Here is a 23,755-nt window from a genome sequence, read left to right as displayed (position 1 = left end):
TCTTTCTAATTCAAGCTAATTTAATTAAAGAGGGGGGGGGGATGCAATGAAATTATTGTTCTATGTGGAAACATAGAAGATTTAAAAATAAGTTAGAATATTTTTAGGAATTTAAATATAGACTAATAAGATGTAATATTGAAACAATTACGATTCCATCTAAAACGTATATATAGTAAGCATATAAGCGGATGGGGATTAAAATGTTATAGTTTTGTCAATTTAGTCGGGGATTTGTTTTTATTTTAGCTTAAATGAAAGAATACAAAATTGAAGTCTTTGAATCAATACTATATAATAAATAAATAAATAAATATAGTAATGAAAAATTCTATAATAGAGGTGTAATTATGTTTTCAAAATTAAGAGAACTACTAATAGGTAAGACACTAAAAACAGAAGAATTAGAAGGAGAAAAATTAAATGTTTTTTGGGGACTTCCTATATTATCTAGTGATGCCGTTTCTTCAGTTGCATATGCAGGGGAAGAAATTTTAATTGTGTTAATTAGTGTTATAGGTATTATAGCATATAGATATATGTTTTATGCTGCGTTGTGTATTGTCGTACTATTATTTATACTTGTTTTTTCTTATAGGCAAACTATTGATAGCTACCCATGTGGTGGTGGATCATATATAGTCGCAAAGGATAATCTTGGTACAAAAGGTTGGAATGTTCTTAAAGTGGAAAAGAAGTAGAACTCTGGGATGGAAACATAAGGAACTTATAAATGGATTAGGTGCAGTTGTAACTTTTATTACAGTAATACTCATAGGTATAACAAAGTTTTTCCACGGAGCTTGGATAGTTTGTATTGTAATACCTTTACTTGTTTATCTTATGGTTAAGGTTAAGCAACATTATACTAAGATAGCGCAACAACTTAAATTATCATTAGAACAAAGACCTAATGAAGGAGCGACAACGAATAACCAACAACATGTAATAATACTTGTAGGAGCATTAAATAAATCATTTTTAAAGGCATTAAACTGTGATAGATGCCTATCACAAAATGTAGTTGCATTTCATGTATCAACTGATGCTGAAGCTACTGAAAAATTAGAAAGAAAATGGGAAGAGTATAATCCTGGGATTCCATTAATAATAAAACATTCCTCCTATAGAGACATAATGAAACCATTAATGAATTTTATAGAATCTGAAGAACGTGCTTCAAAACATGGAGAAACTGTGACAGTTGTAATATCACAATATGTCATTACTAAGTGGTGGCATAATTTACTTCATAACCAAACAGCATATTTTATAAAGAGTATGCTATATAAAAATAGAAATGTAGCAGTGCTTACTGTACCATATATAATAAAAGAGTAGAAACTCTAAAATTCTTTGCCTAGACCTATACTTCATGCTATAGAAATAGTTGGTCATTATTAAGAAAAATTAAATAATTTAAACAAAAGCACTTAATATGATTAAGTGCTTTTTTCAGAGCACATTATACATCTACCTTAAACTCTAAATGTTTCGCTTTTTCAAAGTTAGGAGTTAATTTTAAGAAAAGAACTAAATTTCTAGAAATGTGCGCAGGCAAGTACCGCCGTTTTAAGTGGTTTAGTTCTTAATTATTATAGGGTTACTCTATTTTTGACGTATAAACTGTTTTGAGTTGAACCAGTTTGTTTTAATTGTAATAAATCTAAATAATGCTAAGGCTGATCCGATTGCAGAGCGAAGCATAAGATGATCTAGTCAAAAATCACAGCAAAAAAGATTGCGATGGAGGAGCATTACAAAGCAATTAGAATATTATTACTTATAATATTTCATAGCTGCATTATGTTATAATTAAAGCTAATAATATGTAAAGCAGATTGTAGTAGAATATTGCTTTCATTGTAAGAGGTGAAATTATGGAAAAAAAAGTGCTCATTATAGAAGATGAGGAATCTATTAGAGGGTTTATTAAAATTAATTTCCAAAGAAATAACTTTTTAGTGCTTGAAGCTGTATCTGGAGAGGAAGGTTTAGAAAAAGTCCACCAGGAGCGACCAGATTTAATAATCTTAGATATAACACTTCCTGGTATGGATGGGTTTAAAACCTGTGAATTGTTAAGGGCTGATTTTCCGAATTTGGGTATTATCATGCTTACTGCTAGAGGACAAGATATGGATAAAATAATGGGCCTTGAGTATGGTGCTGATGATTATATGGTAAAACCATTTAATCCTTTAGAACTTATTGCCAGAGCAAATTCTCTACTTAGACGAATGAGTCATAGTGAAGAGAAAAATCCTGAGCGATTAATCTCTGGGTGCTTCATCATAGATACTGTTTCAATGAAGGTATATAAAAATCGCCAGCTTCTAGATTTAACTCCTAAAGAATACTTGATTCTGAAGGCCTTCATGGAAAATGAGGAAAAAGCTTTTAGTAGAGATGATTTATTAAACTTAGTATGGAATTATGAATACTTTGGAGACTCTAAAATTGTAGATGTTAACATACGACGTCTTAGAGAAAAAATTGAAGATACTCCTTCTAAGCCCAAATATATAGAAACAGTATGGGGCGTTGGATATAGATGGAAAAAGAGGTGATATTTTGAGAGGAATAAAAGCCAGACTTGTTTGGAGTTATCTATTAGTGATTTTTTTTACGGTAATTACCTTAGAAGTTTTTCTTACGGTTTCTATAGAGAAATATTACTACAAAAACATGGAGTCTTTGCTTTCGAGCCAAATTAAGGGGTCTGTTGATTTTTATAATAATTATTTTTCTTCATCAAGTTTAAAGGAAAATGTGGAGAATAATGCTGATATTTTTTGGAAAAACACCTCTGCTGAGGTCCAAATTATTGATAACTCAGGAATGATGCTAATGGATTCAATTGGTAATTTTAATGAGAAACCTATTGAAGATGATGATGTAAAAAAGGCATTGATGGGGGGACTTGGAACCTTTACTAAGAAAGATAAGTATACAAAAGAAAATTTTATGTACGTTTCATACCCCTTAAAATCCTCTAATAAAATAGAGGGTGTACTGCGTTTTGTTACTTCATTATCTGAGGTAGATGCACTGATTCGTAAAATAACATTTCTTTTCTTAGGAGTTGGGGCTCTTGTAATTGTGATTTCTGGTGTTTCTAGTATATTTATATCTAATACTATTGTGGAACCCTTAGAGGAAATAAAAAACCTAGCTAAGAAATTTGCGTCTGGAAACTTCAATGAAAGACTAGAAAAAATAAGAAATGATGAGATTGGAGAACTATCCGATACATTTAATTTTATGGCAGAAGAAATTGAAAAAAATCAAAAGTTGAAAAATGAATTTATTGCGTCGGTTTCTCATGAACTTAGAACTCCGCTGACATCTATAAAAGGTTGGGCTGCAACTATTAGTTCTGGTAGTTTAGAAGATAAGGAAGAAATCCTAGATGGACTTAGCATCATAGAAAAGGAAAGCGATAAACTTACAGGAATGGTGGAAGAACTGTTGGACTTTTCTAAATTTATATCTGGAAAAGTACCACTTACAAAAGAATATGTAAATATTCAAAGCATTATAGCCTATATAGAAAAACAGTTTATGCCCAAGTCAATACGTCACAATATTAATTTTACTGTTAAAATACAAGAAGCTTTATCTCCAGTTTTTGCAGATGAAAAAAGGGTGAATCAAGTTATTATTAACGTTTTAGATAACGCCTTTAATTTTACAAAAAAAGGGGGCAATGTAACACTCGAAGCATGCATTGCCGGTAATAATATTTGCATTATTATAAAGGACGATGGAATAGGAATTTCACCGGCGGATTTGCCTAAAGTCACAGAAAAATTTTTCAAAGGCAGAACAAGTATGTCACAAAATGGAATAGGACTTTCTCTTTGTAAAGAAATCGTAGAAATGCACAATGGTAAACTTGAGATTTCAAGTGAACACGGCATGGGTACAGATGTTAGAATATTCTTACCGTTGGCATAAGAAATAATAAAATTTAAATATATAAGAGGTGGCTCGCAGTGAAAAAGGCGTTATGTTTATTTTTTGTTTTATTTTCTATTATAATTTTTATATGGAGTCAGTATGTAGGATTAAATTTAAACTCTCAGGGATTACATAAAAAACTCAAGGTGTCTCCTATAGGAGGAAGCTGGACAGTAGAAAAATATGTTTCTATTGGTGGAGCTACAATAGATGATAAAAAGGCAAAAGAATTAATTGGAAAGAGTGCTTATTTTAGTGAAGATACAGTTGACTTTAATGGTGACATTTCTAATAATCCTCAATATAAAGTTAAGTCCGTGAATACTAAAAACTATTTTTGGAATACTGTAAAAATAAGTGCTAAAAGTTTAGGAATACAAAATGATGATGTGCAAATTATAACCATTAACTCCAATAATATTTTTTACGATGAATACATAAAGTTGGATGAGGTAACTTTAATAAAAAATTATGAGGGCATTTTATTATATTTTCATAAAGTAAAAGATTCTAGTACTACGCATTCATATGATAAAGATAAAGAAGATAACACAAAAATTTTAATCAGTAAGGCAGAAAAAGAAATAAGATCTAAGTCAGGATTATTACTTGGACTAAGGTATGAAAACCCTAAAGCGGAAGATGGGCTTAGCAAATATTTATATAAAACCTTAATGATTAGTTCGGTAAATGATAAAATTCTACCCATTGTGGAAACTAAAGATTTGCTACTTCCAAGGCAAGATGGATTTTGGAAGGTAGGGATAAGTAAGAAAATAGAAAATGGAGATGCTAAGGATGTACTTTGGTCTTATCCAATTAATCCAATTAATCCGACTAAACCGATAAATACAAATTCAAAACAAATAAAGTATACCAAAACGGAAGGTAGTATGGCTATTAAATTTGTAGGTAGCAATTATGTTTCAATTGATACTTTAGAGGATGTAAATAATAATTATTCAGAAAATAAATACACTAATAATCAGCTTAAAATTCTTCCTATGGATAATCTATTGGGAGAATCCATAAAACTTACAAGCATACTGGGAAGGGAAATAGAAAAGTCTACTTTGGCAGGTACACTTTTAAACGCACCTAAAAACATTAAAGATGAAAATCTAAAAAAAGTGGATACTAATTGGGGTGTAATAAGAAGGAGTGGACGATGGATACTAAGGGGAAGAATGGAAACGAAAATAAATAGTAAGAATTCATTTATAGATTTTGATATTCCTTATGCTACACCTAAATCATTAACTACATATGATAATTTATTTCCTTCTTTTAACGTAATAAAAACAAAGGTTCCTAGTGCAGTGGATGCTTATTCCTCACCTAATAGAGACTTTGTTGTTGTTCTAACCAATACAGAATTAATGGTTTTTACTATAAAAGGATATAACCTTGGAGAAAAATCATTAACTTTGAAGTTTAAATCAGGAGAGCTGCCAGTAATGGCCCATTGGGCTACGGGTAGTTATGTGGATGATTGGCAAAAAAAAGTAAAATAAGTGCTAACGCGACTAGTCGCGTTAGCACTTATTTTATTGTTTTAAATTCATATCCTTGACCCTTTAAATATTCTATAATTTGAGGTAATGCATTAGCAGTTCCTATTTTACCATAAGTATCATGCATCAATATAATTACTTTTTCTTTTGTTCCAACCTCTTCCTTTAATATGCTAAGGAACTCTTCGGGACTTTTATTGCGCTTACCTTCCGCATCTTTAATTTGAGCATTCCAATCTATACTGACCATGTTTTTTTTCTTTAATATTGTATCAAACTCTGGTAAAGTTGGATCTTTATAATATGTCCTGGACATATATCCTCCTGGCACCCTTAAAATATTTGTATTAAAATCCTGGCCAAGAATATTTTTTAAAGCGTCCTCGGTTTTTTTCACATCATTCATGAAAACAGGTATATTAATTTTGTTGTTAGGAAACAACACATTCAGGCTATGACAATAAGTGTGATTGCCTATTGCATGTCCTTCATTAAATTCACGCTTTACAAGTTCTTTACTTTTTTCATTCTCTTCTACATTTTCTCCAATCAAAAAAAATGTTGCTTTAACGTCATACTCTTTTAGAATATCTAGTATTTGGGGGGTTACAGTGGTAGATGGACCATCATCAAAGGTAAGAAATGCTATCTTCTTACCATCATTTTTTTCTTTGTAATTTACTATGGCATTTACCTTTGTAGCATCATAAATGTACTTTTGTCCTTCTTTATTTACGGTATAATTTTTTGGTGGTTTATTGATGGTTTCATTATTATGCTGTAATGCATTATTATTTGTAGCAGTAACTGGTTCAGCTTTAACTTCTTCTTTAAGAAAATTTTTACCTATTATGAGAGCACCTATTAAAATTAAAAAAATGCAGCCAGATAATAAATTTATTTTTATAGTTCTTTTATTAAGTCTCTTTGTTTCATTAATATTTAACACTTATTTAACACTTCCTTAACAGCTTATTTGCAAATAATAAACACTGAATAAAATTACAATTAAATACAACTTGTCCAAAATTTGCAATATTATCATCTCATATGTAAAATGTTGTCGTATCTATACATTTATAATACTACTTATTCTAATTTAAGAGATTACAGAATTATTACAATTTCATTACATATTTCATATTACGTTTAAATTTAACTTGCTAAGCACTCAGAAAAAATAAGGATTAAACAAAATAATGAATATGATGTAGTTGTATTAGATGAGCTTACTATAGAATTATATTTTAAATTTATGGATATAGAATGTATATTGGAATTAATAAAAAATAAACCAGAAGTTTAGAACTTATTATAACAATGGTGTTTTGTCGAGGAAAGGTATTGTGGGTACTTGAGGGGCCCACTTGCTGATTTCTTAACATAGTGATATTATTTTAATGTAACTAAAACCAATTATTAGGAACAATACATATATATATTCTCGATAATAGGAATTGAATATCTTTTACACGTTTTTAAAAGTGTCTAGAATTTGATATTCGTACTTTACATTATAAAAATAGGAGAAGTGATAAATTTGAAGCAATTTGATAATGATATACAACTTATAAAATATGAGGTAATAACAGAGGTAGTTAAACTTGCGATTAAAGGAACTCTAAAAAAAGAAGGTAGAAATCTATTTAAGGTTCTTGTTCCAGGCCCTAAGGCAAGAACTCGTTGTTGTATTCATAAGGAAAGAGCAATTATTGGGGAAAGAATAAAACTTGTAATGGGCGGATGTAAAAAAAACAAAAATGTTATTGAAGTAATAAGTATTGCTTGTGATGAATGTCCCATACAACGATTCACGGTTACCGAAGCTTGTAGAGGTTGTTTAACACACAAATGCATTCAAGTATGCCCTGTGGATGCAATTCACTCTATAAATCGTAGATCTTACATTGATACAGAAAAATGTATTGAATGTGGCAAATGTGAAGCTGCTTGCCCGTACAACGCAATCTCTGATGTTATGAGACCATGTCGTAGAGCTTGCAGTGCAGGCGCATTAAGTATTGATGAAGATAAAAAAGCAGTAATAGATAATGATAAATGTATACAATGCGGTGCTTGTGTTTATCAATGCCCTTTTGGTGCAATTATGGATAAATCATCAGTAGTAGATATTACTAATGCATTAATAAAATCAAAAGAAGATAAAAATATGCATGTATATGCTGTCGTTGCCCCTGCAATCGCTAGTCAATTTACCGATGTTAAGATTGGTCAAGTACTTTCAGGTATAAAAAAAATGGGCTTTTATGATGTCGTAGAAGCAGCTATTGGTGCAGATATGGTAGTTCAAAATGAAACAAAAGAATTTATAGAAACTATCGAGGAGCTCAAAACTATGACAAGCTCTTGTTGCCCAGCTTTTGTTTCATATATCAAGAAAAATTACCCAGAGCTCGGTAAACATGTATCAAGCACAGTTTCTCCGATGATAGCAATTTCTAAGCTCATTAAAAATACAGATCCTTTAGCTAAAGTTGTATTTATTGGACCTTGTACGGCTAAAAAAATGGAAATAAAGCAATCAGATATAAAAGGCATTACTGATTATGTAATGACTTTTGAAGAACTTCAGGCAATGCTTGAGGCATTTGAAATAGATCTTCAAGAGTGTGAAGAACTTCCTTTGAATAATGCTTCTTATTATGGAAGGATTTTTGCTAAAGCTGGTGGTCTTACCGAAGCAGTAAAACACTTAGTTGATGCTGAAAATGTTTCAGTTGAGTTTAAACCTATTAGCTGTGACGGCCTTATTGAATGTGATAAAGCCTTGAAATTATTGAAATTTAATAGATCAAACGGCAATTTCATAGAAGGAATGGCTTGTTCTGGTGGATGCATAGGTGGAGCAGCATCCCTTAAACATGGTTCACGAGATAAAAATGAAGTAAATAAGTACGGAAAATTAGCGTTAGAAAAAGATGCTAGCGATTCACTCAAAGTAATAAAGGGAGAGGAAATTGATATGCACCGTGGTAAAAACTTCATGTCTAAATAATCTTTTATAAGAAGAGGTATAGCAAAATTTTGCTATACCTCTTCTTATAAAAGATATTCTATAACTTTATATACTACTTAATCAATTTATTTTCCCTCAAAAAGTCTTCGGCAACCTTTGCTGGTTCTTCGGAAAGCTTATCAACTTTATAATTTAAGTCTATCATTTTTTCTTTCGTAATCTTGCCGCCTAATTTATTAATTAAAGGTTTAAGTTCTGGATGTTTTTCAAGAGTTTTACTACTAACTATGGGTACACAATCATAATTTGGGAAGAAGTTTTTATCATCTTTTAAAACCTTAAGGTTATATGACTTTAATAACCCTTCAGTTTTAAAAGCATCTATAGCATCTACTTTTTTATTGTCTAAGGCTGTATACCGAAGTCCTCCATCAATCGCGCTAGCACTTTTAAATTTCAAATTATATACTTTAGTTAATCCTGAATAACCATCTGCTCTATTGCAAAATTCTAATGTAGCACCGAGATTAAGCTCGCCTCCTACTTTTGCAAGGTCTGAAATGGTCTCTAGATTGTATTTTTTAGCAGTGTCTTGTCCTACCGATAATGTATAAGTATCATTAAAACCAAGGGGTTTTAGCCAAGTTATACCGTAGTTTTTAATGTAATAATCACTTACAATTTTATAAGCTTTAGCTGGATCATTAATTGGGGACCTCTTCATAATACCGACTAAACTCATTCCAGTATACTCAGGGTACATGTCTATTTCACCAGTTTTTAACGCAGAATAAGCGAGGCCTGATCCTCCTAAATTTAAATGTGTCTCTACTTTGATATCTGTATTTTTTTCTATTAGTGTTGCTAGTATATTACCTAATATAATTTGTTCGGAACTGTTGTAACAACCTACCACAATAGTGTCAGTCTTTTTAGTGGACATATACACACCGCTAGCTATCAGTATCATAGCTAAACTACTAGCTATGATTTTTTGCGTTTTACTAAACTTATGTTTTTTTCTCTTAGACAGTTTAATTGTTCCATCTGCTTTTCTGATTCCTGGAGGTGTTACCCCTTGTTCAATTTTCTCTACAATAGAGTCCATTAACAGTGCTAATAAACATGCAGGAATTGCTCCAGCTAGAATCATATTATTATCTACCGTTTGCACACCTGAGAATACCATATATCCAAGTCCGCCTGCACCTATAAATGCTGCAATTGTCATAAGTCCAACAGCAGTAACTGCTGATATTCTTATACCAGTCATAATTACTGGGAACGCAAGTGGTAATTGAACTAATTTAAGTACTTGTTTATTTGTCATACCCATGCCTTTAGATGACTCGATTACATCTGGATTTATATTCATAAGTCCAGTATAGGTATTTTTTATAATAGGAAGTAGTGAATATAAAAATACCATAAGTATTGCTGGCGTACTACCTATTCCAAGTATTGGTATTAAAAACCCTAATAAAGCTAAACTAGGTATTGCTTGTATTAAATTCGCAAGACCTATAACGGGCCCCGATAACTTCTTAACTCTAGATATTAATATACCTAAAGGGATTCCAATAATTATGGCTATAACCACAGCAAATACGGTTAATTCAATATGTTGAAGTGTTAAATCTATTATTTGACTCTGCCTTGAAACTACAAAGTCTTTAAAACTAACTATTCCATTTAATATGCCCATTATTCATCATCCTCCTGGTTAATATACTGATTGCTTAAAACAATCAACAAGCTACTCTCAGTAATTAATCCAACTAATTTAGAACTGTCATCTACAACTGGAACATATCCAATTTTAAGTTCATTCATTAGATTTAATATATCTATTAAAGAGTCATCTAAATTAACGGTTTTAATTTCTGTGCCCATAATAGTATTTACCTTTATAGAACCTATATAATTCCTTATAATATCTTTTATTGTAATGATTCCTTCCAGCTTATCTTCTTTATTAATAATTAACAAGCTGTCCACTTTGTTTGCCTTCATGATTTCTAAAGCTTGGACTACTGTTCTGTTGCCACTAGTTGTAATTGGCTCTGTAATCATAATATCCCTAGCTTTTATAAACCCTGGTTGCTGCCATATTCTATTTTTACCTATAAATTCTTTAACGAAATCATTAGCAGGATTATTTAAAATTTCTTCTGGAGTATCATACTGAACAATGTTTCCGTCCTTCATAATACAAATTCTATCACCGAGCTTAAGGGCTTCATCCATATCATGAGTTACGAAAACTATTGTCTTTTTAGACTCTTGCTGAAGATTAAACAATTCATCTTGAAGCTGATTTCTCGTAATTGGATCTAAGGCACTAAAAGGCTCGTCCATAAGAATTACATCTGGATTTGTTGCCCAGGCCCTTGCTACCCCAATTCTTTGTTGCTGACCTCCACTTAATTCACATGGATATCTATCAACATACTCTTCTGCCTTCATTCCTACCATCTTTAAAAGTTCAGTTGTTCGGTCAAGTATTTTATCTTCTGGCCATTTTTCCAGCATTGGTATTATTCCAATATTCTCTCCTACAGTCATATGTGGTAAAAGTCCTGTTTGCTGTATGACATACCCCATATTCCGTCGTAGCTTAATTGTATCACCCTTTAATATATTTTTACCATCCAAGTGTATGCTCCCTGATGTTGGTGAAATTAACCTATTAATCAATTTTAAGGTTGTGGTTTTACCGCAACCACTTTGTCCTACTATAACTACAAATTCTCCCTTATTTACAGTAAAACTAATGTCGTTAATTACGGTTTTGCCCTTGAAAACCTTCCTTATATTCCTAAACTCTAACATATAACCTCTCCTCAATAAAATAATAGAATGTCAGTCAAATTTTATTAATTAAAACTAACAACCTATATGGTATCATAGGATTGTCTGTTTACAAAACTCCATAAATTGAGAATAAATGTGACAGGTCTGTCAATATTGGGGTATAGGTGATATACGGATAAAAATGGAACATATGCTAGATAATAGTACCATTACTGGCTATATGGTCTTTTATAGGGGCCGAATATAGGCTATTTATGTTTTAAACATTTTATATTTTGTTTTTGTAGTACAAATCGAGTTTGTTTTAGTCGCCCACGTAAGTTTTACGTTTTAAGTGATGACGGTAAAGAAGCATATCATTGTTTAAAAAGTGAGTGGAAATCTCTTTCAAAACACTTAGATGTATTATTAATGGAGGATGGGTTTAAAACTTGGAAACCCTAGTTATAAATTGTTCACAATATTGACACTTAAATGCAACAATTATTTGTTACTATTATTAAAAGAAGCAGAAGTGCTGAAAAATAATATCAGTATTAAAACGAAATTATAATATAGCCTTTAATGGCGGAAATGGGGACGAATTACTATGAAAATCAAAGCAAAAAATGCGTCTAAAAAATCAGGAAAATCTGCTATTTCAATTACTTTGTATGTTGTCGCTTCAGTTGTTGCAATTATGGGAGTTGCATTATTAGTTAATAATGTTTTCTTATATAGAACTAACTTTAATCAAGCTGTAGCTCAGGGTTATTCTGCCGCTACTGTAAGGGATGCGTTAGTGCCATCACAATTGTTGCCAGGAATATTTGAACCAGTTGCAATATATGGAGGTATCGCATTTCTTCTATTAGGAGTGGGTGTAGTAAACAAAAAAGTTTCAAAATGTTTAATATGCTTAACTAAAGCTGAGGTTTGTAATGATATTGTTGAAGAAGATATTGATGAAGAATATATTGTAGAAACAATTAATCAGGAAGAAATTGATGGAAAAATTCAAAAAGCTTAATCGAAATACAACAAAAAGACTTGTCTCATTATACGAGGCAAGTCTTTTTTTCGCCTAACCTTATAATTTAATTAATATCTACAATGGTATTTTTATCTACAATGTTCCAGCAAGTTTTTCCAGGATTTAATGGCAAATTATTACCACCCTCATCAGTTAGAAGTGTTTGCGAAGTGGCATCTTTTTTAGCCCAATGCATTTTTATAAATTTACCATTACTAATAACATAACCATCCCCCTTACCTACAAGAGAAATGTCTAAATGTTGTCCATCTGCTTGTTTTTTAATGGAGGTGATTTGCACCACTATGGTTTTAAATGCTAGTGGAAGCTTATTCTCTTTATTAGTTGATGATTTTCCATCCATGCTTTTGAGGTAAAGCCCATCCTTATAATTGTAACCAGTGTTGTAATTTTTGTTTATTTTTAAAAGTACATCTATAGCTTTCGGTGATTTAGCGTTATCCCAATAGCCTTTGTCAAATTTTAATTTTACAGTAGGAGCTTTGACAAAATCTTTTCTTTTAACAAGTTCTCTTAATTTTTCTGTGGAGGTATAAAGATTATGAGGAGTCTTTCGCAGCGAATCTCTCCAATAAGTAGAAGCATGTGTCATTTCATTCATACTCATCAAGTTTTCATTTTTTATTTTAACAAGAGCTTCCGAACTTCCACCACAATGAGCAAAGGGCAGGTTATATTCTTTTGAAATATCTAAGAAGTAAGGCCTGGCACTTCTAATTGGTCCAACCTTTTCAGCATTGTTTTTTTGAAATAATGCAATGAATCTAGGTGTGCCACCTTCAGCCATGGTCTCATAAACTATATCCGCAGCATTCAAACCCGATTGAGGTCTTGCAGCTACTGAGTTTTCTACTACCACAAGCACAGCAATATTATCTAATAGTTCTTTTTTTACCGCTTCACCCGTATAAGGAGAGAAGTACTTTTGTGAGGTCTTTACAGCTGATTCTGTTTTTTTAGGGTTTGATTGCTTTGGCGTAGCAATAGATTCAGCTTTTTTGCTACAACCCTGCGAAATAAAGCTTATGGAAATAATTATACAAAATAATAGTATAGATTTGTTTTTCAAAGCAACATCTCCTTAGTTAATTTTAGAGGAAAACGTCATTACATTCATTCCTCTATTTTAATCTATTCGAAATATCGTGTATATAGAATAATATAAAAACTAAAAATACATAGGAGGATTAAATTCGCTCATAAAAACCACCGCGGGCATAGCTCATGTAACTAATTAGCAATGTAGTGTTTTTTTGTTGGAAATGGTATAATAATAATGTAAATTGTCATATTATTATAAGTTTTAGTTTGAATTCTTATTAAGGTGGTGCTAAAATGCTTGATATAATTATTTGTGAAGATAATGAGATGCAAAGGGAAAAGATTGAATGTATTATAAAAAATAAATTAATAGATTTAAAGCTTGATTTAAAGATAGTTTTATCAGCTGATAATTCTAAAGATGTAGTTAATCATCTTAAGAACAACATAGAAAAAAGCTTTATTTACTTTTTAGATGTAGATTTAGGCACTAAATCAAATGGAATAGACCTTGCAAAAGAGATAAGAAATTATGATACAAAAGGATATATTGTTTTTATAACTTCACATGCTGAGTTATCATTTTTGACATTTAAATATAAAGTACGAGCTTTTGATTATATCTTAAAATTTGATGATGAGGCTCTTAAAAGCAGCATTTCAGAATGCTTAAGTGGAGCCTACAATAATTATAAAAATGTTAATGTTAAAGAAAAAGAAGTCATTTCAATAAATCTAGTGAATAGGATTGAAAACTTTCTATTTAATGAAATCCTATTCTTTGAAACAGCAGATATTGGTCATAAATTAAGGGGCCATACGACTAATGGCCATTTTGAGTTCTATGGAAAAATGAAGGATCTAGAAGCTAAATTACCATCATATTTTTATAAATGTCACAGATCTTATATAGTTAATACCACCAAAATTAAGTTTTTTGATAAAAAAAATAAAACTATCTATATGATAAATGATGAAATCTGCTATAGTTCAGCATTATATCTAAAAGGATTAATTAAAAAATGTTTAATATGATAATGGAGTTATTATATATATTTATTATTGCATTAAATTTTGGTATTATTATGATTAATATAAGTTATATGGAAATAACTAAAAAAAACTTTTTAGTTATTAATAGTGTTTTATTTTCTATAATTGTATTATTGAATAATTATAATGAAAACAAGTTGATAATTCCTATTACAACAATAATAATGAGTATATATTTATATATACTTTTTAAAAAAGTATACTATGCTCTATTAATTTCTATTTTTATACAATTAATTTTTGCTTTCGGAGACGCAGTTACTGGGGTTATCTTAGTTTTTATTTTAAAAATTAAATATTGTGATATACTAAATAATCCTAAAATTAAATTATTAACAGCTTTATTAATCTTAATAGTATGTTATTTTCTAAGTAAATTTTCATGTAAAGTTTTAAAAAATAACTATGTTAAAAATTTTTTGAATATAAAATCAAAAAATATTTCTATTTTAGTCTCCACTGTAGTAATATCACTTATTTCTATATATTCTTATTCTTTATCATTAAAAATGATATTTAATAAGCCTAATAAATTTTTTATTTCATTAAACCTTTTTTTGATAATTAGCTATTTTATTGTGATATTAATATTAACTCATACAAATAACGAAAGTATTAAAAAAGATTTAGAATGGGATTACAGAGAAAAGGAATTGGCCCATCTTAAAGAATATACTATAAATTTAGAAAATCTTTCAAATGACTTAAGAAGTTTTAGACATGACCAAATTAATATATTCCAAACAATAGGGGCATATATTGAGTCAGAAAATATAAAAGGGTTGAAGGAATTCTATTATAAAGAATTAATGCCTGAAAGTAAAAAAATATTGGAAAAGAATCGATCTTATACATCACTTATGCATATAAAAATTGATTCGTTGAAAGGACTACTTTCTTCTAAAATTATTAAGGCTCAATCAAAAAACATAAAAGTCAAAATAGAGATTGTGGACGATGTTAATGAATTGTCAATATATTTAATAGATATCTGTAGGATTATCGGAATTGTTTTTGATAATGCAATAGAAGCTGCGATATTATGCGATAACAAATTTATTGAATTTTTAGTATATAAAAATAATAATAGTACTACATTTATTATAAAAAATTCTTGCCCGGAAAATACTGCATCTATTCATAAAATATACGAGAAAAATTTTTCAACAAAAGGCGTCAATAGAGGAATAGGCTTAAAAACTGTTAAAGATATTTTGAATGAAAAATATGATAATGTATATTTAAATACTAGTATTGATAATTTCGTTTTTACACAAGAACTAATTATTGTTAATAATTAGTTCTTGTGTTGTAAATTTTCATAGTCATTATTTGATTTTCTGAAAATAAAGAAGTCTAAGAGAGTAATTTATTGATAAAAATTAATATTAATTACATTTCACGCTCAAAAAAGCCCAACTTAGGAAATAATGTAGAATCAAATAATTAAACATGGTAAAATAAAGTCATGGTAATTCAAGTAAATCGATAGAAGAACTGAGGAAAAAGGGTTTATAAGATTGTGCTAAAAGTTTGGATTTAGTGCTATAGAAATAGACTAATAATTACATTGTATGTAAACGATTGTCTGAATTGAATAATTATTAATCATGATGATATCTTGTTCCATTCTTTTGTTTAGGTATTTTAGTTCTCGCGAAACTAAAATACCAAATCATGAGCGGGAAGCAAGTTATTTATATAAATTATTAAAATATAATGGGGTAAGTCAAAGATAGATTAATATTTTTGACAATACCACAAAAAAGGGGTGTCTTATGGAAACTTATTTATGTCCAAAAATAGATTGTACTTCAGTTGAAGTTACTGAAGATCAAGCGTGGGTTATAGTATTTATGGCAGCGTTACTAGCGGTAGGTGTTACATGGATGGTAGGCATGTCAGTGTGGTGTGTTAGTAATGGTTACAAGGGATTCACTGGTGATTATAGCATAGTTGAATGGGGATTAAAAGTCAATTTTGAATGTAAATAAAATGTAATAATAAATTTATTTTATTATTGCAACATCTTAGACAAGCTTATAATTAGGCTTGTCTAAGATTTATTTATAATCTATATTTGGATACTGTAAGGATATTTAGAATTAAAAATATAATAATGTATATTTAAATATTAGTATTGATAACTTCGTTTTTACACAAGCACTAATTATTGTTAATAATTAGTGCTTTAAAGTTGCAGATTTTTATAGTTATTATAAGGTTTTCTGAAAATAAAGTAGGCAAAGGGAGTAATTAAAAAGGATTCTTGGAAGATGGAATAAATAATTATATTTTTATAAATTGAATTTGGTAATAATAGACTTACTGAACACGAAATTAATACAACAGCGATAGATTTTAGTTTTAAAGCTTTTCTTAATTTTTTGCTTACAAGGGGACGCTCAGCTGTATCGGCAGGAGCATATTTAACAACTAAAATTAAGCTTATTAAAAATAAGATAATTATTGAAGTTCTATTTAGAGTGAAATTTAGACTTAAAAACACATTTCCTAAGAAAATTATATAATTTAAAAAAATACACTTTAGGCTAGAGTCTGCATGAACGCCATTAGCAAAAGATCTAAGGAAGCCAAAAACTATAAATGCTATTAATGTATAGGTGAATACTTTAAGAAAATATGATGTTACAAACAGAATAATCAATTTGTATATACTAATTAATATAACTTGAGTGCCATAATGGAGTATTTCAAGTTCTTCCTCTGTCTTATCTAAATTTTTTTTGACAAATTCCATGTATAAGTTGCTTAATTTTTCATTTATATTCATATAACGCCACCCTAAACAATAATTTATTGATAAAAATTAATATTAATTACATTTCACGTGCAAAAAAGCCCATCTTAGGAAAAAATGTAGAATTAAGCAATCACAATATGGTAAAATAATATCATGGTAATTCAAGTAAAGCAATAGGAGAACTTAATAATAAGGGGTGGAAAAATGAAAAATTTAATATTAGAAAAAGTAGCTTCAATAACTTGTTCTGGTGTATCGGCAGTGGCGAAAGCTTCATCATCAATGTGTATAGTTTGGTCATTTAATGAATGTAAGATGCCTAAATCACTATATAAGGTTGATAAAAAATTATAAAGAGATTTGGTATGGGTTTGTATTTTAGGTAAGAATATTAAAAGGACAACCCTTAAAGGTTTATAATATGGTAGTAGAGGAATAAGGGTAGTAATTATTTTGTATGTAAACGATTGACTGAATTGAAGAATTATTAATCATGATGATATCTTGTTCCTTTCTTTTGATTAGGTATTTTAGTTCTCGCGAAACTAAAATACCTAATCCTGAATTGGAAGCAAGTTATTTATATAAATTATTAAAATAAAATTGGGTAAGTCAAAGATAGATTAATATTTTTGACAATACCACAAAAAAGGGGTGTTGTATGGAAACTTATTTATGTCCGAAAATTGACTGTACTTCAGTTGAATATACTGAAGATCAAGCGTGGATTATAGTATTTATGGCAGTATTACTAGTAATTGGTGTTACATGGTTCATAGGTATGTCAGTGTGGTGTCTTGCTAATGGTTACAGTGGCTTCACTGGAGATTATAGCATAATTGAATGGGGATTAAAAGTCAAATTTGAATGTTATTAAATGAATAAAATGCAATAAAAAAGCTATTTTATTGCATCATTCTTCAACTTAGACAAGCCTATAATGGATAATAAGCTTGTCTAAGTTTCATTTAAATTTATAGTTGATTGCAAAATAAAATTTTACAAAAACAATATTCTATTTAGGGAGGAGAACTTTTATTATGTTATCAATTAAAGACCTTAGTAAAAAATATTCAAATAATTTTTGGGGCATTCAAAATTTTGATTTAGAACTAAAAGAAAGAGAATTGGTTTCAATTGTTGGTCCAAACGGTTCTGGAAAAACTACAATAATTAATTGTTTACTTGGAGTTATTTCTCCAACCAAAGGGACTTTGTCTTTATACGGTCAAAAAAATAATACTAAGAAATTTAAAGAATATATTGCATATGTACCGGACGAACTATTACTTATTGAGTCTTTGACAGGTAAAGAATATATTAACTTCGTAAAATCAATGTATCAAAATGTAAATGACGAAAAGATTAAAAAACTTGTACAAATATATAATATGGCAGAAGCTATGGAGCAAATAATAAAAAATTATTCACATGGAATGAAGAAAAAGCTTCAATTAATTGCAGCATTTATGTTAGAAGGCAAATTGATGGTGTTAGACGAGCCATTTAGAGGATTAGATGTAGAATCGATAATAACAACAAAAAAAATGTTGAGAAAATTTTTGAAAGATGGAAAAAGTATTTTAATGTCAACTCATGATCTTCTTTTAGCTGATAGTTTGAGTGATAGAATTGTAATAATTTCAAAAGGGAGGAAAGTTGCAGAAAATACTAGTAATATATTAAAAAAAGAATATAACTGTAATTCACTTGAAGAAGTTTTTATTAAAGCATCTCTTGATAAAAGTAGGAGTGATAAAATTGACGAAGTCATTAATAATTTGTAAATTAATTTTTAAAATATGGCAGAGAAGTTTAGCAAAAATATTGAATACTAAAAGTAAGGTTGTAGGAGTAATTTCATTTTTATTATTTATTACCTTATTATCCGTAATAGCAGGATACTGTGTTGTAAATCCTATAATAGTAATGTTTGTGAATGGGGATACTAGGTCACTATATTTATTGTTTTCTGGTATATTGGTAAATATTTCTGTGGTAACAACGGCACTATTTGTATTGGTGAAATCTGTAATACAAGAACGCGGTGAATTTGAAATGCAGTTAAATTGGTTTCCGCTTACTACATTCGAAAGGAATTTAGGATACAAGCTTCCAATATTTTTTGTTGTATTTGTCAGCGAATTGTTTATAAATACTTTATTAGTTGTACCTTCATTGGTTATGAATGATTTACAGGGAGGTTTTTTGCTAGCCAGTATATTAGCTTTTATTATACAAATTACTTTTGTATTCTTTTTAAATACAATAATATATGACTTTTGTATATTTATTATATCTATGATTGGACTCCCTTATAGAAAGCTTATAACGCTTTTAATTTTACTAATGTCAGTATTTTATTATTTTATAGAAAATTTTTCGGTGGAAGGGATTTTATCTTCATACACTAAATTTGATTATAATATACTTTATTTAATTAGTGGAGTTCTTATGAAATCAGTAAAGGTTGCAGCATTTAATTCTGTAAGCTATTTAAGAATAAGTATTTATATCTTAATTACTGCATTTTTAGCTTTAAGCACTTTATTTTGCTATGAAAAAGTTCAGAATAACAACTCTTCTAAAATATTAAAATTTCTGCCTATGTCAAAGGGGTTTAATAGATCATTAATTATAAAAGAAGTTAAAGTTCAAATTAGAAATGAAGAAAACTACATAAATATAATAATTTTTTTGCTATTGTCAATTTTAGTAAGATTTAAATTGGGAAATTTAGAGCCGAATATTATGATAATAGGGATAGTAAGTTTAGTTTCTAGTATGTTGGCGCTAAACTCCTTTGGAAATGAAAATAATTACTTTATAATGTATAAAGCTAATGGGGTTGAATTGTTAAAGGTGTTGATTTCAAAGGCAATAGGATTATGTATTATCGGATATGGTTTATTTCTACTTATAACTATAATAATACTAGGAATTGATATGGATATATATCAAGTATTGATTAGCATTCCAATAGTTATTAGTTCAATAATATCATTATATATTTTAGGAATATTAATTCCAGTAGATAACAAGAACCCTTATATGGGTGTATTTGCTTTTTTTATTCTCTTTTTTACAATGATTCCTATAGTAGTTATATTAAATCAAATAATTACAACAAATATGTCTTTGATAATTGTGGCGGTAGTACTTACAATTATATTATTTACTGCTTTTTATTTAGTGGCCAAATGGAGGATAAAATATGAATAAATTAAAAAGAATACCATATATACCTCAAAATATTGAGATTAATAAAGATCACATATTTGATCATAATCTACATGCTGATATTCCAATAAATGAAACGGCTTATAAAATATTATTACTAGTTGATGGAATTAAAAGTGTAAGTGAGATTACAGAATATTTAAACAAAGAAATCAAGATCGATTATGATGTTCTATATAATGATATAAATAATTTATTCTATGAATTAAATAAAAATTATCTTTTAAACTGGAAGTATGACACCAATATAAGGATAAAAAAAATATTTATAAATCTTATTGCACAATATAAAAAAGGATATAAAGAACGAGTTACTATAAAAAACAGCAACTTTTTTTCTGTATTTAATAGTATTAATAATGTGATTTTTAAAAAAATAGGAATATTATTTATATGGACATTAGTTCTATACATATTGAGTGTAGTTTTAATTAGTGATAGTTTAGCTTCGGGAGTAGCATTTGGATTTTTGATCGCTTTTGTTGGATTAATTTTGAGCACAAACATACATGAATTATCTCATATGTATTCTTTATGGATAAAAAAGAAAAATAAAAATATAGGATTTTTAGGGGTAAGTCCATTGGGAGTGAGATTTGTAAGACCGGCAGAAACTAATTCTAAGAACAATATTATTATAGCCTTATCAGGATCAATAATTCCTGGAATCTTAGGAGTCTTAATGTACATCATTAGTTTCACTATGTTTAAAGAGTGGCAATATTCTGTGTATATCAATATTTTTGCGGGAATGTTTGTTATTCAATTAGTACATTTACTACCATTTACAGGTGATGGTAAAAATATTCTTAACTATATATTCTTAATGATATACAATAAAAAAATAATTTAGATACTAGGGGAGATTAATATGATAAAAATTAGTGAAAAAACATATGGTTTAGCGGCTGTTTTAAGTATAATTATTTTACCTATAACTGCTATGAGTTTAATCTTTCTTAAAATGTTTGGTAATAAAAGTGGTAAAATCCTTTTTAACACAATGGAGATTCTTAAAATTGGAAACAATGGCTATACGTTTAATATAAAGACTACATTTTTATTATTAGTTTTGGCTGTATTTTTGGCGACTATTGTCTTATCAATAATATTTAATATTTTATTGAAAGGATTAAGGAAAAATGAAGTTTAAAAGAAAGAAAAAATGTGTTGTCATTACAATAAGTTTAGTTCTATTAGTGATTATGGGTATTTTTATAAATAGATCTGAGGGTTTAAGTAAAAAAGATGATATTAAGACTATATCTAATGCTGGAATTGTTTTTGGTGATATTAAGGCACCTGTTAAGATAATTGAGTATACGGACTTTAATTGTCCAGATTGTAAAAAAATGAATGAAAATATTGAGCCAATCCTATTAGAATACATAGCTAATAAGAAGGTTGTTTTAATATTTAAGACTGTTAATGAAAATATGCATTTAAATATTCCTAAAATTAGTACAGAGGATTATAAAGAGATTGGAAAGATCTTCAATGAAAAAGAAAAGTATATTAGTCCAAAATCAGAGCAGTACTTAAAGTCATATTTAGGAGAGAAATTATATAATAAAAGGAAAGATGATAACAAGGAAATAAAGAAAGAAATAGACTATCTCAAGATTAATACGATACCAACAATGTATGTAGGTAATGAAAAAATGGTTGGTATTTATAAAAAAGACGAATTTAAAAGAATTGTAGAAGATATATTAAACTCCAATTAGGAAAATAAATTGTGGTGGAATTATGATTAGATGTTTTAATCGTAAATAAATAGTAGGAACTTTATCATATTCATAGTGAAATTGAAATAATAAATAATCCAAGTGAGGTTAAAATATGAGAAGTATGAATATTAATAAAGTAGTAAAAAGATACTGTAGAATATTATTTTTACTAATAATATTCTTTGCCATTAATTTCTTAATGGTCGACACAATTCATGCAAAGACTAATGAGTTAAATTTGATTTATTTCAATGTGCCTCTTTGTAATACATGCAATAAGTTTGAAGATGAACTAAATAAGTTACAGAAAGAACATAAAAATATTAAGATATATAAATATGATATAAGTAAAAGTCAAAATTATGAGATGCTTGTTAGATATAATAATGAATATAAGTTAAATAAAGAGACTGGAGGAGCACCAATTATATTCGTATCAGATAGATATATAAAAGAGCCGTCTGAAATAAAGTCTATAATAAGAGAAATATTACAGAATGAGAATGAGAAGGTTAAGGAAACACCTATTTTGGAGGGAATTCAGATAAATGCAAATTCATTCAATTATGATATTTTAGGTTTTATATTTACAGGATTTATTAATGGACTTAACCCATGCTCTATATCCATGCTCTTATTTTTTCTCTCACTTATTAGTGTCAAAAATGTTGGAATAAAGAAGCTTGGTTTTAGTTTTATTTTAGGTAAATTTATAGCATATTTATTAATAGGTTCAGTCTTATACACATATCTATCTAAAATAAATATAGGAATATATAATACAATAATGAAAGAAATATTTATATTGTTTTCTGCTATAATTATTTATTTGAATGTAAATGATTTTTTAAAAGCAAGAAAGGAAAAATTTGGACAAATTAAAAATCAACTCCCAAGAAAAGTTAGACGTTTTAATCACAATGTAATAAAAAGATTTTTGGAAAATAAAAGTGGTAAAATATTAGTTATTATAAGTTTTTTATTAGGTGTAGTTATTTCATTAGGAGAATTTTTATGTACAGGACAAGTATATCTTGCAAGTATAAGTTACATGATACAAAAAAATAGCATTTATTCTCTTAAGGCTTTTTCTTATTTATTCTTATATGATTTAGTATTTATTATACCACCAATTATAATCGTATTTATTATTGATAAAGGGACTGATATGTTCAAAGTATCATCATTCCTTGTAGAGAAAATGTATTTAATAAAACTATTAACCGCAATAGTGATGTTCTTATTTTGTTTATTTATAGTTTTTATAATTTAATATAGTAAATATAAAGGAGTTTATTAAATGCCGAGAAATATTAAAATAACAGATAATGATAATTGCATTTTATATGAGGGTAATCTTTATAAACTACCAGTTGCAGAGAATATTATTATTGAGCAAAGTATTGAATACTTCAATGATTCAGAACCCTGTTTTTTACATAAAAGCGCAGTTACAAAAAAAATATATTATGAAATTGAAGACTTTTTTCAAGAAAAAGATAACATTGGCGTTAAAGAGATAAAATTAGGTGAATTTCCATTAATTTTGAAACGTCTTCTTGAGAAGATTGGAAATGCTAAAAGCATTTACTTGTAGTATGACATATTTGATGTGTATTTTTATTA

Annotated in this window: 25 protein-coding genes; 20 read left to right on the top strand and 5 right to left on the bottom strand. The window is 28.6% G+C overall.

Going from position 1 to position 23,755, the window contains the following annotated elements; genetic code table 11:
• The first annotated feature begins 350 nt into the window (after positions 1–350).
• The 5 genes from ACWJJ2_RS10485 to ACWJJ2_RS10465 all read left to right on the top strand — a co-directional run bounded on the left by ACWJJ2_RS10485 (position 351) and on the right by ACWJJ2_RS10465 (position 5,477).
• Positions 351–701 (top strand): hypothetical protein, encoded by a 351-nt coding sequence (locus tag ACWJJ2_RS10485; protein ID WP_462952606.1) that lies wholly within the window; start codon positions 351–353, stop codon positions 699–701.
• Positions 676–1,341: a hypothetical protein gene (locus ACWJJ2_RS10480; RefSeq protein WP_462953236.1), complete on the top strand. Its 666-nt coding sequence runs from the start codon at positions 676–678 to the stop codon at positions 1,339–1,341. The genes ACWJJ2_RS10485 and ACWJJ2_RS10480 overlap by 26 nt, the downstream gene beginning before the upstream one ends.
• A 539-nt stretch (positions 1,342–1,880) precedes the next feature.
• Positions 1,881–2,570 carry a response regulator transcription factor gene (locus tag ACWJJ2_RS10475; protein WP_165413305.1) on the top strand — a complete coding sequence of 230 codons (690 nt, stop codon included), beginning with the start codon at positions 1,881–1,883 and terminating at the stop codon, positions 2,568–2,570.
• A gap of 4 nt (positions 2,571–2,574) precedes the next feature.
• Positions 2,575–3,960, top strand: coding sequence for a HAMP domain-containing sensor histidine kinase (locus ACWJJ2_RS10470; protein ID WP_216303223.1), 1,386 nt, complete (start codon positions 2,575–2,577; stop codon positions 3,958–3,960).
• 38 nt (positions 3,961–3,998) lie between these two features.
• On the top strand, positions 3,999–5,477 hold the full coding sequence (locus ACWJJ2_RS10465) for a hypothetical protein (RefSeq protein WP_462953235.1): 1,479 nt from the start codon (positions 3,999–4,001) through the stop codon (positions 5,475–5,477).
• A gap of 28 nt (positions 5,478–5,505) precedes the next feature.
• On the opposite strand, the gene ACWJJ2_RS10460 is transcribed toward ACWJJ2_RS10465, so the two are convergent.
• Complete coding sequence (locus ACWJJ2_RS10460; RefSeq protein ID WP_462953234.1) at positions 5,506–6,426, bottom strand: polysaccharide deacetylase family protein; 921 nt, start codon at positions 6,424–6,426, stop codon at positions 5,506–5,508.
• A gap of 231 nt (positions 6,427–6,657) precedes the next feature.
• Between ACWJJ2_RS10460 and ACWJJ2_RS10455 the strand changes: the two genes are divergently transcribed.
• A complete protein-coding gene (locus tag ACWJJ2_RS10455) occupies positions 6,658–6,783 on the top strand; it encodes a cob(I)yrinic acid a,c-diamide adenosyltransferase (RefSeq protein ID WP_216303237.1) in 126 nt (41 codons plus the stop codon).
• Between the two features lie 234 nt (positions 6,784–7,017).
• Complete coding sequence (locus tag ACWJJ2_RS10450; RefSeq protein WP_462953233.1) at positions 7,018–8,493, top strand: 4Fe-4S dicluster domain-containing protein; 1,476 nt, start codon at positions 7,018–7,020, stop codon at positions 8,491–8,493.
• A gap of 73 nt (positions 8,494–8,566) precedes the next feature.
• Here the strand turns inward: ACWJJ2_RS10450 and ACWJJ2_RS10445 are convergent, their stop codons facing one another.
• Positions 8,567–10,159, bottom strand: coding sequence for an ABC transporter permease/substrate-binding protein (locus ACWJJ2_RS10445; protein ID WP_216303220.1), 1,593 nt, complete (start codon positions 10,157–10,159; stop codon positions 8,567–8,569).
• A complete protein-coding gene (locus tag ACWJJ2_RS10440; RefSeq protein WP_165413311.1) occupies positions 10,159–11,286 on the bottom strand; it encodes an ABC transporter ATP-binding protein in 1,128 nt (375 codons plus the stop codon). Before ACWJJ2_RS10440 ends, ACWJJ2_RS10445 begins: the two co-directional genes overlap by 1 nt.
• 571 nt (positions 11,287–11,857) lie before the next feature.
• Between ACWJJ2_RS10440 and ACWJJ2_RS10435 the strand changes: the two genes are divergently transcribed.
• Positions 11,858–12,277, top strand: a complete 420-nt coding sequence (locus ACWJJ2_RS10435; protein ID WP_462953232.1) for a hypothetical protein — start codon at positions 11,858–11,860, stop codon at positions 12,275–12,277.
• A 67-nt stretch (positions 12,278–12,344) separates the two neighbouring features.
• On the opposite strand, the gene ACWJJ2_RS10430 is transcribed toward ACWJJ2_RS10435, so the two are convergent.
• Positions 12,345–13,370 carry a DUF3048 domain-containing protein gene (locus ACWJJ2_RS10430; RefSeq protein WP_216303219.1) on the bottom strand — a complete coding sequence of 342 codons (1,026 nt, stop codon included), beginning with the start codon at positions 13,368–13,370 and terminating at the stop codon, positions 12,345–12,347.
• A 266-nt stretch (positions 13,371–13,636) separates the two neighbouring features.
• On the opposite strand from ACWJJ2_RS10430, the gene ACWJJ2_RS10425 reads away from it, so the two are divergent.
• The 3 genes from ACWJJ2_RS10425 to ACWJJ2_RS10415 all read left to right on the top strand — a co-directional run bounded on the left by ACWJJ2_RS10425 (position 13,637) and on the right by ACWJJ2_RS10415 (position 16,389).
• On the top strand, positions 13,637–14,377 hold the full coding sequence (locus ACWJJ2_RS10425) for a LytR/AlgR family response regulator transcription factor (RefSeq protein WP_216303218.1): 741 nt from the start codon (positions 13,637–13,639) through the stop codon (positions 14,375–14,377).
• The gene (locus ACWJJ2_RS10420; protein ID WP_462953231.1) at positions 14,365–15,696 is read left to right on the top strand and encodes a sensor histidine kinase; all 1,332 of its coding nucleotides are present in this window, start codon (positions 14,365–14,367) and stop codon (positions 15,694–15,696) included. The genes ACWJJ2_RS10425 and ACWJJ2_RS10420 overlap by 13 nt, the downstream gene beginning before the upstream one ends.
• A gap of 477 nt (positions 15,697–16,173) precedes the next feature.
• Complete coding sequence (locus tag ACWJJ2_RS10415; protein ID WP_216303216.1) at positions 16,174–16,389, top strand: hypothetical protein; 216 nt, start codon at positions 16,174–16,176, stop codon at positions 16,387–16,389.
• A 197-nt stretch (positions 16,390–16,586) separates the two neighbouring features.
• On the opposite strand, the gene ACWJJ2_RS10410 is transcribed toward ACWJJ2_RS10415, so the two are convergent.
• Positions 16,587–17,189, bottom strand: a complete 603-nt coding sequence (locus ACWJJ2_RS10410; protein ID WP_220286767.1) for an accessory gene regulator ArgB-like protein — start codon at positions 17,187–17,189, stop codon at positions 16,587–16,589.
• 174 nt (positions 17,190–17,363) lie between these two features.
• Between ACWJJ2_RS10410 and ACWJJ2_RS10405 the strand changes: the two genes are divergently transcribed.
• The 9 genes from ACWJJ2_RS10405 (at position 17,364) to ACWJJ2_RS10365 (ending at position 23,726) form a co-directional block, all read left to right on the top strand.
• Positions 17,364–17,513 carry a cyclic lactone autoinducer peptide gene (locus tag ACWJJ2_RS10405; protein WP_165413317.1) on the top strand — a complete coding sequence of 50 codons (150 nt, stop codon included), beginning with the start codon at positions 17,364–17,366 and terminating at the stop codon, positions 17,511–17,513.
• Positions 17,514–17,820: 307 nt separating this feature from the next.
• Entirely contained in the window at positions 17,821–18,036 is a 216-nt protein-coding gene (locus ACWJJ2_RS10400; protein WP_216303214.1) for a hypothetical protein, read from the top strand.
• Positions 18,037–18,199: 163 nt separating this feature from the next.
• On the top strand, positions 18,200–18,946 hold the full coding sequence (locus ACWJJ2_RS10395) for an ABC transporter ATP-binding protein (protein WP_216303213.1): 747 nt from the start codon (positions 18,200–18,202) through the stop codon (positions 18,944–18,946).
• The gene (locus ACWJJ2_RS10390; RefSeq protein ID WP_216303212.1) at positions 18,921–20,381 is read left to right on the top strand and encodes a hypothetical protein; all 1,461 of its coding nucleotides are present in this window, start codon (positions 18,921–18,923) and stop codon (positions 20,379–20,381) included. The genes ACWJJ2_RS10395 and ACWJJ2_RS10390 overlap by 26 nt, the downstream gene beginning before the upstream one ends.
• Entirely contained in the window at positions 20,374–21,252 is an 879-nt protein-coding gene (locus ACWJJ2_RS10385; protein WP_216303211.1) for a PqqD family peptide modification chaperone, read from the top strand. The genes ACWJJ2_RS10390 and ACWJJ2_RS10385 overlap by 8 nt, the downstream gene beginning before the upstream one ends.
• Positions 21,253–21,270: 18 nt before the next feature.
• Positions 21,271–21,552 carry a hypothetical protein gene (locus tag ACWJJ2_RS10380; RefSeq protein WP_165413322.1) on the top strand — a complete coding sequence of 94 codons (282 nt, stop codon included), beginning with the start codon at positions 21,271–21,273 and terminating at the stop codon, positions 21,550–21,552.
• Complete coding sequence (locus ACWJJ2_RS10375; protein WP_216303210.1) at positions 21,542–22,126, top strand: thioredoxin domain-containing protein; 585 nt, start codon at positions 21,542–21,544, stop codon at positions 22,124–22,126. Before ACWJJ2_RS10380 ends, ACWJJ2_RS10375 begins: the two co-directional genes overlap by 11 nt.
• 115 nt (positions 22,127–22,241) lie before the next feature.
• Positions 22,242–23,402: an urease accessory protein UreH domain-containing protein gene (locus ACWJJ2_RS10370; RefSeq protein ID WP_216303209.1), complete on the top strand. Its 1,161-nt coding sequence runs from the start codon at positions 22,242–22,244 to the stop codon at positions 23,400–23,402.
• A gap of 27 nt (positions 23,403–23,429) precedes the next feature.
• Positions 23,430–23,726, top strand: a complete 297-nt coding sequence (locus ACWJJ2_RS10365; protein ID WP_165413325.1) for a hypothetical protein — start codon at positions 23,430–23,432, stop codon at positions 23,724–23,726.
• The last annotated feature ends 29 nt before the right edge of the window (positions 23,727–23,755 follow it).

The sequence above is a fragment of the Clostridium sp. CM039 genome (assembly GCF_055081075.1).
The sequence above is the reverse complement of the archived record's forward strand: the minus strand, read 5'-3'. Positions and strand labels throughout refer to the sequence as shown.

What these genes read in the sequence shown, in the direction of transcription:
- ACWJJ2_RS10485 (WP_462952606.1), top strand. Translation starts at nt 351, where the DNA reads ATGTTTTCAAAATTAAGAGAACTACTAATAGGTAAGACACTAAAAACA.
- ACWJJ2_RS10480 (WP_462953236.1), top strand. Translation starts at nt 676, where the DNA reads ATGTTCTTAAAGTGGAAAAGAAGTAGAACTCTGGGATGGAAACATAAG.
- ACWJJ2_RS10475 (WP_165413305.1), top strand. Translation starts at nt 1,881, where the DNA reads ATGGAAAAAAAAGTGCTCATTATAGAAGATGAGGAATCTATTAGAGGG.
- ACWJJ2_RS10445 (WP_216303220.1), bottom strand. Translation starts at nt 10,159, where the DNA reads ATGGGCATATTAAATGGAATAGTTAGTTTTAAAGACTTTGTAGTTTCA.
- ACWJJ2_RS10440 (WP_165413311.1), bottom strand. Translation starts at nt 11,286, where the DNA reads ATGTTAGAGTTTAGGAATATAAGGAAGGTTTTCAAGGGCAAAACCGTA.
- ACWJJ2_RS10435 (WP_462953232.1), top strand. Translation starts at nt 11,858, where the DNA reads ATGAAAATCAAAGCAAAAAATGCGTCTAAAAAATCAGGAAAATCTGCT.
- ACWJJ2_RS10425 (WP_216303218.1), top strand. Translation starts at nt 13,637, where the DNA reads ATGCTTGATATAATTATTTGTGAAGATAATGAGATGCAAAGGGAAAAG.
- ACWJJ2_RS10420 (WP_462953231.1), top strand. Translation starts at nt 14,365, where the DNA reads ATGTTTAATATGATAATGGAGTTATTATATATATTTATTATTGCATTA.
- ACWJJ2_RS10415 (WP_216303216.1), top strand. Translation starts at nt 16,174, where the DNA reads ATGGAAACTTATTTATGTCCAAAAATAGATTGTACTTCAGTTGAAGTT.
- ACWJJ2_RS10410 (WP_220286767.1), bottom strand. Translation starts at nt 17,189, where the DNA reads ATGAATATAAATGAAAAATTAAGCAACTTATACATGGAATTTGTCAAA.
- ACWJJ2_RS10405 (WP_165413317.1), top strand. Translation starts at nt 17,364, where the DNA reads ATGAAAAATTTAATATTAGAAAAAGTAGCTTCAATAACTTGTTCTGGT.
- ACWJJ2_RS10400 (WP_216303214.1), top strand. Translation starts at nt 17,821, where the DNA reads ATGGAAACTTATTTATGTCCGAAAATTGACTGTACTTCAGTTGAATAT.
- ACWJJ2_RS10395 (WP_216303213.1), top strand. Translation starts at nt 18,200, where the DNA reads ATGTTATCAATTAAAGACCTTAGTAAAAAATATTCAAATAATTTTTGG.
- ACWJJ2_RS10385 (WP_216303211.1), top strand. Translation starts at nt 20,374, where the DNA reads ATGAATAAATTAAAAAGAATACCATATATACCTCAAAATATTGAGATT.
- ACWJJ2_RS10380 (WP_165413322.1), top strand. Translation starts at nt 21,271, where the DNA reads ATGATAAAAATTAGTGAAAAAACATATGGTTTAGCGGCTGTTTTAAGT.
- ACWJJ2_RS10375 (WP_216303210.1), top strand. Translation starts at nt 21,542, where the DNA reads ATGAAGTTTAAAAGAAAGAAAAAATGTGTTGTCATTACAATAAGTTTA.
- ACWJJ2_RS10370 (WP_216303209.1), top strand. Translation starts at nt 22,242, where the DNA reads ATGAGAAGTATGAATATTAATAAAGTAGTAAAAAGATACTGTAGAATA.
- ACWJJ2_RS10365 (WP_165413325.1), top strand. Translation starts at nt 23,430, where the DNA reads ATGCCGAGAAATATTAAAATAACAGATAATGATAATTGCATTTTATAT.